The organism is Bradyrhizobium sp. WSM4873 (genome assembly GCF_055811355.1).
Window position 1 is genome coordinate 164,143 of record NZ_JBVVPS010000014.1, and the last position, 13,406, is coordinate 177,548.

The following is a 13,406-nucleotide window of genomic DNA, read 5'->3' on the forward strand; positions in this document are numbered from 1 at the left end:
CAACCATGAGTGAAACCCTGCAGCCGGCCGCGCATCTGAGACTGGTGAGCGACCGGGCTGCCGGGGATGCGTCGGGCATCAAGCTGTCAGGCGTGTCCAAGACCTACCGGACGCGCGACGGCGATGTGCCGTCGTTGCGGCCGCTCGACTTCCACATCAATGACGGCGAGTTCTTCGTCGTGGTCGGCCCATCCGGCTGCGGCAAGTCCACGCTGCTCAAGCTGATCTCGGGATTGCTGCCGCCGACCACGGGCGAGATCCTGGTCGAGGGCGAGAAGGTGACGGCGCCGCACGGCAATGTCGGCATCGTGTTCCAGAACGCGCTGCTGCTGCCATGGCGCAACATCCTGTCCAACGTGATGCTGCCGATCGACATGAAGCGGCTGCCGCGGCAGACATATCTCGACCGCGCCAAGGCGCTGTTGAAGCTTGTCGGGCTCGAAGGCTTCGAAAAGAAGCTGCCGTGGCAGCTCTCCGGCGGCATGCAGCAGCGCGCCTCGATCTGCCGCGCGCTGGTGCATGATCCCAGGATCATGCTGATGGACGAGCCGTTCGGCGCGCTCGATGCGCTGACGCGCGAGCGCATGAATGTCGAGTTGATGCGGATCCAGCGCGAGACCAGGAAGACGGTGCTGCTGATCACGCATTCGATCCCTGAGGCCGTGTTCCTTGCCGACCGCGTGCTGGTCATGACCGAGCGGCCCGGTGCGGTCGCCGCGATCTACGACGTACCGTTGCCGCGCCCGCGCTCACTCGACGTGATGGCCGACCCTGTTTTCACCGAGCTGGTGCAGCGGATCCGCAAGCATTTTTTCTCGCAAGGGGCGCTGGACTAAAGCCATGGCGCCGCGTCTGAAGCTGCGAGATATCGCGTTCTTCGAACGACCCGTGCATTTCGCGCGGCCGTTCCGCTTCGGCGCGATCACGATCAACGCGACGCCGCAGCTGTTCGTGCGGGTCGAGATCGAGGTCGAGGGCAGGGGAAGCGCGGTCGGTGCCGCCGCCGAGCTGCTGGTGCCGAAATGGTTCGACAAGCGGCCGGAGCTGTCGCCGGCGCAGACCGTCGATGATTTGCGCCGCTCGCTGGAGATCGCGCGGGGGCTTTATCTTGCGCGAACCGGATTTCTGACGGCATTCGATCTGCATGCATCGTGCGTCGGTGCTCAGGTCGCGACATGTGCGAAGAAAAACATTCCGTCGCTGGCCGCAGTCTATGGACCCGCGGAAATCGACAAGGCGATCCTCGACGCGCTGCTCCGTGCCGCCGAGACCAATTTTTTCGACGGCATGGCCGGCAACATCGCCGGCATCGACGCGCGGCTTTCGCCCGACCTGAAGGAAACCGATCTCACGACGTTCCTATCCGGCCGGAAGCCGCCGGCACGCGTTGCGATCAGGCATACCGTCGGTCTCGACGATCCCATCGAAGGCGAAGGCGGGGTTGCCGATGCTCGCGAGAACTCCGGTGCAAGATACTTCAAGCTGAAGCTGTCGGGGGACCCCGTCGCCGATGCAGCGCGGCTGGCGCGCATTGGCAAGGAGCTCGATGCGCTGGAGTGTGACTACAAGGTGACGCTAGATGCCAACGAGCAATATGCCGATCTCGCAGCCTTGCATGAACTCATCGGCCGGCTCGACCATGACACTGCGCTGCGATCGATTTCATCCAGGCTGCTCTATATCGAGCAGCCGATGCCGCGCGATGTCACGAGGCAGTCGCCGCTCGGCTCGCTCGCTGCGCGCGGCTTCATCATCGACGAAGCCGACGATTCCTACGACGCGTTTCCCGCGGCACGGGCGCTTGGCTATCACGGCATCTCCTCGAAATCCTGCAAAGGGCTTTACAAATCCATCGTCAACGCGACGCGCGCGGCCAAATGGAGCGCGGGCGGCGAGAAGTTCTTCGTCACCGGCGAGGACCTGACCTGCCAGGCCGGGCTTGCCGTGCAGCAGGATCTCGCGCTCGGCGCCTTCATCGGCATCACCCATGCCGAACGTAACGGCCATCATTATGTCGATGGCTTTGGCGATACGCCCGCCGCGGAGGCCCAGGCCTTCGCCGCCGCGCATCCCGCTCTCTATGCGGATGCAGGGCAGGGCATCCGCCTCTCCATTCACAACGGCGATCTCCTGACGGGATCGCTTCACACAACGGGCTTTGCGACGTCGGTCCATCCGGACTGGTCGGCGCTGCGCCCGCTCGAACAGCCAAAATCGCTTCAGGAGCAATCGGCATGACCACCCAACGCCTCGGCCTCATCATGAACGGTGTCACCGGCCGCATGGGCCTCAACCAGCATCTGATCCGCTCGATCGTCGCGATCCGAGAGCAGGGCGGCGTCCGCTTGAAGAACGGCGACCGCGTGATGCCCGATCCGATCCTGGTCGGCCGCAGCGCCGAGAAGGTCGAGGGGCTCGCCAAACGCTACAACATCACGCGCTGGACCACCGATCTCGATGCGGCGCTCGCCGACAAGAACGACACCATGTTCTTCGACGCTGCGACCACGCAGGCGCGCCCCGGGCTGCTGACCCAGGCCATCAATGCCGGCAAGCACGTCTATTGCGAGAAGCCGATCGCGACCAATTTCGAGGAGGCGCTCGAGGTCGTCAAGCTCGCCAATTCCAAGGGCGTCAAGCACGGCACGGTGCAGGACAAGCTGTTCCTGCCCGGCCTGAAGAAGATCGCCTTCCTGCGCGACTCCGGCTTCTTCGGCCGCATTCTCTCGGTGCGCGGCGAGTTCGGCTATTGGGTGTTCGAAGGCGGCTGGCAGGAGGCGCAGCGGCCGTCATGGAATTACCGCGACGAGGACGGCGGCGGCATCATCCTTGATATGGTTTGCCACTGGCGCTACGTGCTCGACAATCTCTTCGGCGAGGTCGAGAGCGTGAGTTGCATCGGCAACACCGACATCCCCGAGCGTTTCGACGAGCAGGGCAAGAAGTACAAGGCGACGGCCGACGACTCCGCCTATGCCACGTTCCAGCTCAAGGGCGGCGCCATCGCCCACATCAACATGTCATGGGTGACGCGCGTCTATCGCGACGATCTCGTCACCTTCCAGGTCGACGGCACGCTCGGCTCGGCCGTCGCCGGCCTCTCGGACTGCATGATCCAGGCGCGGCAAGCAACGCCCCGGCCGGTGTGGAACCCCGACGAGAAGCGGCTGCACGATTTCTACGGCGACTGGCAGAAACTGCCGGACAACGTCACCTACGACAACGGCTTTAAGGAGCAGTGGGAGATGTTCATCCGCCACGTCTACGAGGATGCGCCCTACAAGTTCACGCTGCTCGAAGGCGTCAAGGGCGTGCAACTCGCCGAATGCGCGCTGAGGAGCTGGAAGGAGCGGCGCTGGATCGACGTCGCGCCGATCAAGGTCTGAGGAGGGAATAATGAACAAGCCCGTCCTGTCGATGTCGTCCCTGTCGCTCAAGCTGCCGAAAGCCGATCGCTCGATCGAGACCTACCGGCTCGCAGCCTCGCGGACGTTTCCCGCAAAGCTCGAGGGACCGCTCGACCGCATCGCGTTCTCGGCCGTCCATACCGTGGTCGATCCCTTCGCCGACAACGACCCGTGGCTCTCCGCTGCCGTCGACTGGGACAAGACCATCGCCTTTCGCGAGCACGTCTGGGACCTTGGGCTCGGCGTTGCGGAAGCCATGGACACCGCGCAGCGCGGCATGGGGCTGGATTGGCCGACCTCGCTGGAGCTGATCACGCGCTCGGTCGCCGCCGCCAAGCGACGCAACGCGCTGGTGTTCTCCGGCGCCGGCACCGATCATCTCGCGGTCGAGGACGCCAAAAATCTCGACGACGTGATCCGCGCCTATGAGGAGCAGATATCGGCGGTCGAGAAGGTCGGCGGCCGCATCATTTTGATGGCGTCGCGCGCGCTGGCGAAGCTTGGCCGTAATGCCGACGATTACGCAAAGGTCTACGACCGCGTGCTGTCGCAGGTCCGCGAGCCCGTGATCATCCACTGGCTCGGCGACATGTTCGATCCGGCGCTGACGGGATATTGGGGCACCAATGATCTCGACAAGGCGATGGATATTGCGGTCGCCATCATCAACGGCAACGCCGCCAAGGTGGACGGTGTCAAGGTTTCGCTGCTCGACAAGCAGCGCGAGATCGACATGCGCCGTCGTCTCGACAAGCGCATCAAGATGTACACCGGCGACGATTTTAATTATGCGGAGCTGATTGCCGGCGACGAACAGGGCTTTTCGCACGCGCTGCTCGGGATCTTCGATGCGATCGCGCCGGCGGCGTCGTATGCCTTGTCGCGGCTTGCGGCGGGTGACGAAGGCGGCTTCCACGACGTACTGGGGCCGACGGTGCCGCTGTCCCGTCACATCTTCAAGGCGCCGACGCGGTTCTACAAGACCGGCGTGGTGTTCATGGCCTATCTCAACGGCCACCAGGACCACTTCACCATGGTCGGCGGGCAGGAGAGCACGCGCTCGACGCTGCATCTGGCCGAGCTGTTCCGCCTCGCCGACAAGGCCGGGCTGCTCGCCGATCCGGAGTTGGCGACGCGGCGGATGAAGGCGGTGCTGTCAACGCGCGGAATCGAATCCTGATGCGTGATTTTTCGTCCGACCATCGCTGGCTGTCGCTGAACACGGCGACAATCCGCAAGCAGGGTGACCTCGTCGAAATCGTCGACGCCTGTGCCAGGCACGGCATCCGCGCCATCGATCCCTGGCGCGACCAGGTCGCTGCCGTCGGCCTCGACCGCGCCGCCCGCGCGGTGCGCGAGGCCGGCCTCGATCTATCAGGCTATTGCCGTGGCGGTATGTTCACCTCCGACGCATCGCGGCGGGTCGAGGTGCGCGACGATAACCGGCGCTGCGTCGACGAAGCCAAGGCGCTGGGAGCCCCCTGCATCGTTCTCGTCGTCGGCGGCCTGCCGCAATATTCGCGGCCGGGCAGCGAGGCGTCGAAGGACATCGCCGGCGCGCGGACGCAGGTCGAGGAAGCGCTCGCCGATATGCTCGATTACGCCAAACAGGCCAAGCTGCCGCTGGCGATCGAGCCGCTGCATCCGGCCTATGCGGCGGACCGCGCCTGCGTCAATACGACGAAGCAGGCCCTCGACATCTGCGACCGGCTCGATCCCTATCGCAGCGGCATGCTCGGCGTCGCACTCGACGTCTATCACATCTGGTGGGATCCGGAGCTGATGGGCCAGATCGCGCGCGCCGGCCGGGATCGCCTGCTCGCCTTCCATGTCTGCGACTGGCTGGTGCCGACCAGGGACATTCTCAACGACCGCGGCATGATGGGCGACGGCGTCATCGACATCAAATCGGTGCGCGCAGCGGTCGAAGCGCAGGGCTTTGCCGGCTATTCGGAGATCGAAATCTTCTCCAACGACTGGTGGAGCAAACCCATGGACGAGGTGCTGCAAACCTGCATCGCGCGGCACAAGACGGTGGTTTAGGCCTTCCGGAATTTGTTGCGCGCACCGGCGCCGATGGCCTGAGATGTCAAATGGTTGCGCGGGATCACCGGCGCATCGCGCGCCGGTAACCTTCTACTGTGCATGGGGTTGTTTTCGCGTTTTTTTGTTTCGAGGCCTCAGCCGATCGCGCAAGGCACGCTCAAAAAGCCGCGGAACCGCACCCGTCCGCCCCTGACTGGCTGTCCGCTCACGGCATAGTTCGGGAAGCGCGCCAGGAAGCGTGAGATCGCGATGGCGCCTTCCAGCCGCGCCAGCGCCATGCCGGCGCATTGATGCGCGCCGGTGGCGAAGGCGAGATGCCGGTTCGGCGTGCGCGCGACGTCGAATCTCTCGGGGTCCGGAAACTGCGCCGGATCGCGGTTGGCCGCGCCGATGCACAGCGTGATCGACGTGCCGGCATCCAGCATGACGCCGCCGAGCTCGACCCGCTCCGTGGTCATGCGGTTGCCGAGCTGGTTCGAACTCTCGTAGCGCAGCATCTCTTCGACCGCAGTCTTGATGAGGTCGGGGTTGTCAATCAGCCGCCGCTTCTGATCCGGATTCCGGTCGAGCGCCACGAGGCCGTTGCCGATCAAATTGGTGGTAGTCTCGTGGCCGGCATTGAGCAGGAAGATGCAGTTGTGCAGCAGCTCCTTCTCGGTCAGCCGCTCGCCGTTGTCCTCACCCTGTATCAGGCGCGTCAGCACGTCGCGTTCGGGATTGCCGGGCCTTTCGCGCCGGCGCGCGACCAGCGTTCGGAGGTAGGCGAGGAAGTCCGTCACCGCCTTGTTGCCGCGGGCAGCCACTTCAGGCGACACGACCGGTTCGAGGGCACCGAGGATCGCGAGCGACCAGTCGCGCAGCGGCGCGCGCTCGTCATGGGGCACGTCGAGCAGATTGCCGATCACCTCGATGGGGATCGAGGCGGCGAAATCCTCGATCAGCTCGCAAGTGCCTTTGGCGGCGACGGCGTCGAGCAGGCCGTCGACCAGCTTGACGATATCAGGCTCCATCCCCGCGATCGCACGTGGCGACAGCGCGCCCATGATCAGGCGCCGCACGCGGGTATGCGCCGGCGGATCGTTGAAGACGAGGCTCGTGGTGTGATGCTCGTAGAGCGGGGTGTCGCCGTATTTCGGCGCAAACTCGCGCTTCTTGTCCGAGCTGAACGATTTTGTGTTCTTGTAGGTCGTGACGAGATCGTCATAGCGGGTCAGGAACACGGTGCCGTTGCGCAGGCGCTTGACCGGCTCGTTCTCCCGCAGTGCACGATAGGTCGGGTAGGGATTGTCGTAGAATTCCGGCGTCAGCTTCTCCAGATCGAAACTGGCCGCCAGGTCGTTCGCACTTGCGTTCATGCCGCCATACTCGCCCGTTGAGTCCGATATGCCGTATTCGCTCTTTTGAGCGGCTCGGTTCACCGTCTACAGTCGAGCTGCGATTTGCAAGCCGACCGGACAGGAAAATGCACGCCCGCTCTGACGCTGCCGACACGGCCGCCGAGTCCAGCACTCAGTGGCCCGACGATATTTTCGCGACATTGCAACGCTTCAACGTCCGGCAGGTGCCCTACGTGCCCGACGCCGGCCATTCGAGATTGATCCAACGCGTGCTGGCCTCGTCGACGATGCGCGGCATTCCACTGACGACGGAGGAAGAGGGCGTGGCGCTTCTCGCCGGCGCCTGGACGGGTGGCCAGCGCGGCGTGCTGTTGATGCAGTCGAGCGGGGTCGGCAATTGCATCAACATGCTGTCGCTGATCCCGATCCTGCGCTTTCCTTTCCTCACGCTGGTGACCATGCGGGGCGAGTGGGGCGAGTTCAATCCGTGGCAGGTGCCGATGGGCTCGACCACGCAGGGCGTGTTCGAGCTCTCGGGCGTCAAGGTGCTGCGGGCTTCGAACCCAGCCGAGGTGCCGGCCGTGCTCGAGGCGGCGGCTGCGCAGGCCTACAACGCGCTCACGCCCACCGCCGTCCTGCTGTCGCAGCGCCTGATCGGCGCCAAGGTTTTCACCAAATGAGCAAGGCCAATCTCCTCGACCGCCGTCAGGTGGTGTCCACTCTTCTCGCGGACCGCAAGGATGTGGTTGCGATCGGCGGCCTCGGCGCCTCCACCAACGACATGTGCGCGGCCGGTGATCATGCCCGGAATTTCTACCTCTGGGGCGGCATGGGCGGGGCGGCGATGATCGGCCTGGGCCTCGCCCTGGCGCAGCCAGAACTGCCGGTGCTGGTCATCACCGGCGACGGTGAGATGCTGATGGGCATGGGCAGCCTTGCGACCATCGGCCTGCAAAAGCCGTCCAACCTCTCGATCGCAGTGCTCGACAACGAGGCCTATGGCGAGACCGGGGGCCAGACCAGCCACACCGCCGTCGCCGTCGACCTCGTCGGCGTGGCCAAAGCCTGCGGCATCGGGGATAGCCGGTCTGTGACGACCATGGCCGAGGTCGAGGCCTTCGCCCAAGCCGTCCACGACGTCACGGCCGGGCCGCGCTTTGCCAATATGAAGATCGACAGCGCCAGTCTGGAGCGGATTTTGCCGAGCCGGGATGGGACTTACATTCTCAACCGGATCCGCGGCCACCTCGGCTTCCAGCCGATCTAGCGGGCCTTCCTCTGCGCCTCCGTCCTGCACGTGGGCCTTGTGGGTGCGGCGAATTTCCACTGAAATTCCAACGCACTCAGGTTGCGATGCAGCATAGTGCTTGACTTTTGCGTGGGTGAGTGCTTACTCACTAGCATGAGCTCATTGCGTATGACGAGCGACCTGAGGCGTCAATTGATCCTCGGCGCCGCAAAGCGTTGCTTTGCCCGACACGGCTATACCGGCACCACGACCAAGAGCGTGGCGGCCGCCGCTGCCATTTCCGAAGCGCTGCTGTTCAAGCATTTCCCGTCCAAGGCCGCGCTGTACGCCGAAATTCTCACCGACGAATGCGAGGCGGACCCGGCGCTCATGGAGCTGCTCGAACGTGAGCCGTCGACGGCCACGTTGGTCGAACTGATCCGCGGCATGGTCGGGCATTTCATGCACATCGCCGACGGGCCCGACCAGGAAGAGGCCCAGCGCCTGCGATTGATGGCTACGAGCCATTTGGATGATGGCGAATTCGCTCGTTTGCTATATGCCAAGATCGAGACGCTGATCGGGGCGGCCTTCGTCGCCTCGCTCGAGCGTGCGATTGCCGCCCGGGACGCGCGGCCATACAACGGCGAACCGCTCAACCTGTTCTGGTTTGCGCATCACACCGTCATGACCGCTGCGCTGACCAGGCTGCCGGCCACGCCGTGTCTCGCTTACGGCAAGGCGAACGACCTCGAGCGGCAGCTGTGTGAGTTTCTCCTGAGGGGTATCGGACTTAACGACGCCGCAATTGTCTCGCATTTGGGCCGCAATCAGGCCGCGTGTGCGGACAAGTCGGCGATTGCAGAGAGTGCATGACATGAACATCGTCACCGAACACAAGATTTCGGGCGAACCGATCGACAACAAGGCTCCCAAGCGTCCGGTCCGGCCGGTGCTCTGGTTCATCATCGTCGGCACGCTTCTGGCCGTGCTCGTCGGTGGCCTCGTCTGGTTCAATTATTTCCGCGGCCAGATGATCAAGCAGTTCTTCGCCAACAACAAGCCGCCGCCGGTCGCGGTCAGCGCCGCCGAGGCAAAGTCCGAGGTGGTGCCGAACCTGTTGACCGCGGTCGGTGGTCTCGCAGCCGTGCACCAGGTCGACGTCAGCGCCGACGTCAACGGCCGCGTCACCGAGATCAAGTTCGAGCCGGGCACGCATGTCGAGGCAGGCACGCCGCTGGTGCAGATGTTTGACGCGCCGGAGCAGGGCGATCTCGCCAATTACAAGGCGCAGTCCACCGTCGCGCAGCTGTCGCTCGACCGCGCCAAGCAATTGGCATCGCGACAGTTCGGGCCGCAGGCAACCGTCGACACCGCGCAGGCCGCGTACGATCAGGCGCAGGCGGGTATCGCCAAGACCGAAGCGTTGATCTCCCAGAAGCTGGTCCGCGCGCCGTTCGCCGGCGATCTCGGCGTCCGCAAGGTCGAGGTCGGCCAGTATCTGACCGCCGGCACGGCCATCGTTTCGCTGACGGATCTATCGGAGCTGTGGGCCAACTTCACGGTGACGGAAAAGGACTCGGGCAGCCTCAAGGTCGGTCAGCCGGTCCGGTTGAAGGTCGACGCCTATCCGGGTCGCACCTTCGACGCCAAGATCACCACGATCGAGCCGCAGATCTCGGCCGACACCCGCAACATCCGCGTGCAGGCGACCGTCTCCAATCCGGAGAAGATCCTGAAGCCCGGTATGTTCGTGACCACCACGGTGGTGCTGCCAGACAAGCCGGCCGTGGTCACCGTGCCGGAGACGGCGGTCGACTACACGCTGTACGGCGACTCGGTGTTCGTGATCACCGAGAAGAAGGAAGCGGACGGCAAGACCAGCCTGAGCGCGGTGCGCACTTTCGTGCAGACCGGCAGCCGGGTCGAAGGCCGCGTCGAAATCGTCAAGGGCGTGAAGCCGGGCGACAAGGTCGTCGCCGTCGGCCAGCTCAAGCTGCAATCGGGCGCGGCGGTGTCGATTTCGACCGACCCGGCCCCGCAGATCCCGGCGCAGCCGCCGCGCTACTGACATCGTACACGTTGCAGCATGATCCGGCACGGCCGGGTCATGCGCTTTGCAAGTCAATGAAATCGAGATCGCCGCGATGCGCTTTACTGATATTTTCATCAAACGCCCGGTCCTGTCGGTCGTCGTCAGCCTGCTGATCCTGCTGATCGGCCTGCGCGCGGCAACGACGCTGCCGATCCGGCAATATCCGAAGCTGTCGAACACGGTCATCAACATCACGACCGTCTATCCCGGCGCGTCCGCGGACCTGATCCAGGGCTTCATCACCACGCCGATCGAGCAGGCGGTCGCTTCCGCCGAAGGTGTCGACTACATCACCTCGTCCTCGGTGCTCGGCACCTCGACGATCCAGGTCTACATCAAGCTGAACTTCGATCCGAACCAGGCGCTGACCGAGGTTCTGGCCAAGACGAACTCGGTCAAATATCTGATCCCGAAGGAATCCAACGACCCGATCGTCACCAAGACCACGGGCCAGACCACGGCCGTGATGTATCTCGGCTTCTCGTCCGAAGAGCTGTCGGGCTCGGCGATCTCAGACTATCTGACGCGCGTTGTGCAACCGGTGCTGTCGACCGTCGACGGCGTGGCCTCCGCCGACATTCTCGGCGGCCAGACCTTTGCGATGCGGCTCTGGCTTGATCCCCTGAAGATGGCTGGCCGCAATGTGTCGCCTGCGGATGTCGCGACCGCGATCACCGCCAACAACTTCCAGTCCGCGGCGGGGCAGACCAAGGGCTATCTCATCGTCTCGAACGTATCGACGAATACGGGCCTGACCGACGTCAACCAGTTCAAGAAGATGATCGTCAAGGCCAAGGACGGCGGCTTCGTGCGGATGGAGGACATCGCCACCGTCGAGCTTGCGGCCCAGAGCACGGACGCGAGCGTCGCCTTCAACGGCGAGCACGCGATCTTCATCGGTGTGCAGGCAACGCCGCAGGGCAACCCGCTGACGCTGGTCAAGGGCGTGCGGGCGCTGTTCCCCGAACTGGAGCGCAATCTGCCGCCGTCGATGAAGATGAAGGTCGCCTACGATTCGACCAAGTTCATCCAATCCTCGATCGACGAAGTCGAGAAGACGCTGGGTGAAGCCGTGATCATCGTGATCGTGGTGATCTTCCTGTTCCTGGCGTCGTTCCGTTCGGTGATCATTCCCGTCGTCACCATCCCGCTGTCGATGATCGGCGTCTGCACGCTGATGCTGGCGCTGGGCTTCAGCTTCAACCTGCTGACCCTGCTCGCGATGGTGCTCGCGATCGGCCTCGTGGTCGACGACGCCATCGTCGTGGTCGAAAACATCCATCGCCATCTGGAGGAAGGGAAAACGCCAGTCCAGGCATCGCTGGAAGGCGCGCGCGAAATCGTGGGTCCCGTCGTCTCGATGACCATTACGCTCGCGGCCGTGTATGCGCCGATCGGTTTCCTCGGTGGCCTGACCGGCTCGCTATTCCGCGAATTCGCCTTCACGCTTGCGGGCTCGGTGATCGTGTCCGGCGTGATCGCGCTGACGCTGTCGCCGATGATGTGCTCGGTGTTGCTGAAGAACACGGAAGAGGGTCGCTTCGCCAAGGCGGTCAACAAGGTGTTTGGCGCGCTGACGCGGTGGTATGGGCGCAGGCTCGACCGCTCGCTCGACTATAAGGCCATCACCGGCCTGTTTGCGGTGACCATCCTTGGGCTCGTCGGCTTCCTCTACATGCACACGTCGAAGGAGTTGGCGCCCGAAGAAGACCAGGGCATCGTGTTCGCGGTGACCAAGGCGCCGAAATACGCCAACATCGACTACGTCGACTTTTACGGCGAGAAGCTCGACAAGGAATTCCAGAAATTCCCCGAGACCGATCTGCGCTTCGTGCTGAACGGCATCAACGGCCCGCAGGGCGGTATCGCCGGCATGCTGCTGAAGCCGTGGGAGGAGCGCAAGCGCTCGTCGATCCAGCTGAAGTCGCTGGTGCAGGCCGAGCTTTCCAAGATTGAGGGCGTGCAGGCGTTCGCGTTCAACCTGCCGCCGCTGCCGGGCGGCCCGGGCGGCCTCCCGGTGCAGATGGTGATCAACTCGACCGCCAGCTTCCAGACCGTCTACGAACAGATGGAGAAGCTGAAGGCTGCCGCCCGCAAGAGCGGAATGTTCATCGTCTCCGACAGCGACCTTGCCTACAATCAGCCGAACGTGAAGGTGACGATCAACCGCACCAAGGCGCAGGATCTCGGCATCAACATGCAGAACCTCGGCAGCACGCTCGCGGTGCTGCTCGGTGGCAACTACATCAACCGCTTCAACCTCGAGGGCCGTTCCTATCAGGTCATCCCGCAGGTGCCGCGCGGCCAGCGGCTCTCGCCGGAATCGCTCGCCGGCTACTACGTGACGACCAACACCGGCCAGCAGCTTCCGCTGTCGACAGTGGTGTCGATCGAGACCAAGACCGAGCCGAATTCGCTGACACATTACAATCAGCTCAACTCGGCGACCTTCTCGGCCGTGCCGATGCCCGGCGTGACCGTCGGTGCGGCGGTCGACTTCCTCGAAAGCGAGGCCAAAAACCTGCCGCAAGGTTTCAGTCATGATTATCTCGCTGACAGCAGGCAATATGTGCAGGAAGGCAACCAGCTCGCGATCACCTTCGGCTTTGCGCTGATCATCATCTTCCTGGTGCTGGCGGCGCAGTTTGAGAGCTTACGCGATCCGCTGGTCATCATGATCTCGGTGCCAATGGCGATCGTCGGCGCGCTGATCCCGCTGTTCTTCGGCGTGGCGACCATGAACATCTACACCCAGGTCGGCCTGCTGACCTTGGTGGGCCTGATCACCAAGCACGGCATTCTGATGGTGGAGTTCGCCAACGAGCTCCAGATCAACGAGCGGCTCGATCGCCGCTCCGCCATCGAAATGTCGGCCCGCATTCGTCTGAGGCCGATCCTGATGACCACGGCCGCGATGGTGACGGGCCTGATCCCGCTCCTGACCGCGACCGGCGCAGGCGCCGCCAGCCGCTTCTCGATCGGCCTGGTGGTCGTCGCCGGCATGTCGATCGGCACCCTGTTCACGCTGTTCGTGCTGCCGGCGGTCTACGTGGTGCTGGCGACCGACCATCGCGCGGCGGCCGATTCCGAGCGGAACAAGCAGGTCAACGATCTCGACCTCGGCTCCAAGGCGCTGCGGCCGACCTGAGGCCGCAGACGAGCGAACGAGAGGGGGGGGGCGCCCCCCCCCCCCCCCCCCGGGTTTTTTTGTGGGGGGGGGCCCCCCCCCCCAAAACCAATACCCCCACCCCCGGCACAAAGTTCCGGGGTTTTTGTTTGTTTTGGGGGGTTGG

The 13,406-nt window shown here is 64.0% G+C and carries 11 protein-coding genes; 10 read left to right on the forward strand and 1 reads right to left on the reverse strand.

Annotation, left to right across the window (positions count from 1 at the left end):
* The first annotated feature begins 5 nt into the window (after window positions 1-5).
* The 5 genes from AC0L21_RS20050 to AC0L21_RS20070 are packed head-to-tail and all read left to right on the forward strand — an operon-like array spanning window position 6 to window position 5,450.
* A complete protein-coding gene (locus AC0L21_RS20050; protein WP_473263543.1) occupies window positions 6-836 on the forward strand; it encodes an ABC transporter ATP-binding protein in 831 nt (276 codons plus the stop codon).
* A 4-nt stretch (window positions 837-840) separates the two neighbouring features.
* On the forward strand, window positions 841-2,238 hold the full coding sequence (locus tag AC0L21_RS20055) for an enolase-like domain-containing protein (protein WP_473263544.1): 1,398 nt from the start codon (window positions 841-843) through the stop codon (window positions 2,236-2,238).
* Complete coding sequence (locus AC0L21_RS20060) at window positions 2,235-3,386, forward strand: Gfo/Idh/MocA family protein (RefSeq protein WP_473263545.1); 1,152 nt, start codon at window positions 2,235-2,237, stop codon at window positions 3,384-3,386. The genes AC0L21_RS20055 and AC0L21_RS20060 overlap by 4 nt, the downstream gene beginning before the upstream one ends.
* Before the next feature lie 10 nt (window positions 3,387-3,396).
* On the forward strand, window positions 3,397-4,587 hold the full coding sequence (locus AC0L21_RS20065; RefSeq protein WP_473263546.1) for a dihydrodipicolinate synthase family protein: 1,191 nt from the start codon (window positions 3,397-3,399) through the stop codon (window positions 4,585-4,587).
* Window positions 4,587-5,450: a sugar phosphate isomerase/epimerase family protein gene (locus AC0L21_RS20070; RefSeq protein WP_473263547.1), complete on the forward strand. Its 864-nt coding sequence runs from the start codon at window positions 4,587-4,589 to the stop codon at window positions 5,448-5,450. The genes AC0L21_RS20065 and AC0L21_RS20070 overlap by 1 nt, the downstream gene beginning before the upstream one ends.
* A gap of 137 nt (window positions 5,451-5,587) precedes the next feature.
* Here AC0L21_RS20070 and AC0L21_RS20075 read toward each other — a convergent pair whose 3' ends face one another.
* A complete protein-coding gene (locus tag AC0L21_RS20075) occupies window positions 5,588-6,808 on the reverse strand; it encodes a cytochrome P450 (RefSeq protein ID WP_473263548.1) in 1,221 nt (406 codons plus the stop codon).
* A 107-nt stretch (window positions 6,809-6,915) separates the two neighbouring features.
* On the opposite strand from AC0L21_RS20075, the gene AC0L21_RS20080 reads away from it, so the two are divergent.
* The 5 genes from AC0L21_RS20080 (at window position 6,916) to AC0L21_RS20100 (ending at window position 13,261) form a co-directional block, all read left to right on the forward strand.
* Complete coding sequence (locus AC0L21_RS20080; RefSeq protein ID WP_473263549.1) at window positions 6,916-7,470, forward strand: phosphonopyruvate decarboxylase; 555 nt, start codon at window positions 6,916-6,918, stop codon at window positions 7,468-7,470.
* Entirely contained in the window at window positions 7,467-8,057 is a 591-nt protein-coding gene (locus AC0L21_RS20085; RefSeq protein WP_473263550.1) for a thiamine pyrophosphate-dependent enzyme, read from the forward strand. The genes AC0L21_RS20080 and AC0L21_RS20085 overlap by 4 nt, the downstream gene beginning before the upstream one ends.
* A 135-nt stretch (window positions 8,058-8,192) precedes the next feature.
* The gene (locus AC0L21_RS20090; protein WP_473263560.1) at window positions 8,193-8,894 is read left to right on the forward strand and encodes a TetR/AcrR family transcriptional regulator; all 702 of its coding nucleotides are present in this window, start codon (window positions 8,193-8,195) and stop codon (window positions 8,892-8,894) included.
* A 1-nt stretch (window position 8,895) separates the two neighbouring features.
* The gene (locus AC0L21_RS20095; protein ID WP_007607849.1) at window positions 8,896-10,089 is read left to right on the forward strand and encodes an efflux RND transporter periplasmic adaptor subunit; all 1,194 of its coding nucleotides are present in this window, start codon (window positions 8,896-8,898) and stop codon (window positions 10,087-10,089) included.
* A 76-nt stretch (window positions 10,090-10,165) separates the two neighbouring features.
* A complete protein-coding gene (locus tag AC0L21_RS20100; protein ID WP_473263561.1) occupies window positions 10,166-13,261 on the forward strand; it encodes a MexW/MexI family multidrug efflux RND transporter permease subunit in 3,096 nt (1,031 codons plus the stop codon).
* Window positions 13,262-13,406 lie beyond the last annotated feature (145 nt).

Bases quoted from the DNA above. Each gene is read 5' to 3' on its own strand.
- AC0L21_RS20050 (WP_473263543.1), top strand. From the start codon at position 6: ATGAGTGAAACCCTGCAGCCGGCCGCGCATCTGAGACTGGTGAGCGAC.
- AC0L21_RS20100 (WP_473263561.1), top strand. From the start codon at position 10,166: ATGCGCTTTACTGATATTTTCATCAAACGCCCGGTCCTGTCGGTCGTC.
- AC0L21_RS20085 (WP_473263550.1), top strand. From the start codon at position 7,467: ATGAGCAAGGCCAATCTCCTCGACCGCCGTCAGGTGGTGTCCACTCTT.
- AC0L21_RS20065 (WP_473263546.1), top strand. From the start codon at position 3,397: ATGAACAAGCCCGTCCTGTCGATGTCGTCCCTGTCGCTCAAGCTGCCG.
- AC0L21_RS20095 (WP_007607849.1), top strand. From the start codon at position 8,896: ATGAACATCGTCACCGAACACAAGATTTCGGGCGAACCGATCGACAAC.
- AC0L21_RS20070 (WP_473263547.1), top strand. From the start codon at position 4,587: ATGCGTGATTTTTCGTCCGACCATCGCTGGCTGTCGCTGAACACGGCG.
- AC0L21_RS20075 (WP_473263548.1), bottom strand. From the start codon at position 6,808: ATGAACGCAAGTGCGAACGACCTGGCGGCCAGTTTCGATCTGGAGAAG.
- AC0L21_RS20090 (WP_473263560.1), top strand. From the start codon at position 8,193: ATGAGCTCATTGCGTATGACGAGCGACCTGAGGCGTCAATTGATCCTC.
- AC0L21_RS20080 (WP_473263549.1), top strand. From the start codon at position 6,916: ATGCACGCCCGCTCTGACGCTGCCGACACGGCCGCCGAGTCCAGCACT.
- AC0L21_RS20060 (WP_473263545.1), top strand. From the start codon at position 2,235: ATGACCACCCAACGCCTCGGCCTCATCATGAACGGTGTCACCGGCCGC.
- AC0L21_RS20055 (WP_473263544.1), top strand. From the start codon at position 841: ATGGCGCCGCGTCTGAAGCTGCGAGATATCGCGTTCTTCGAACGACCC.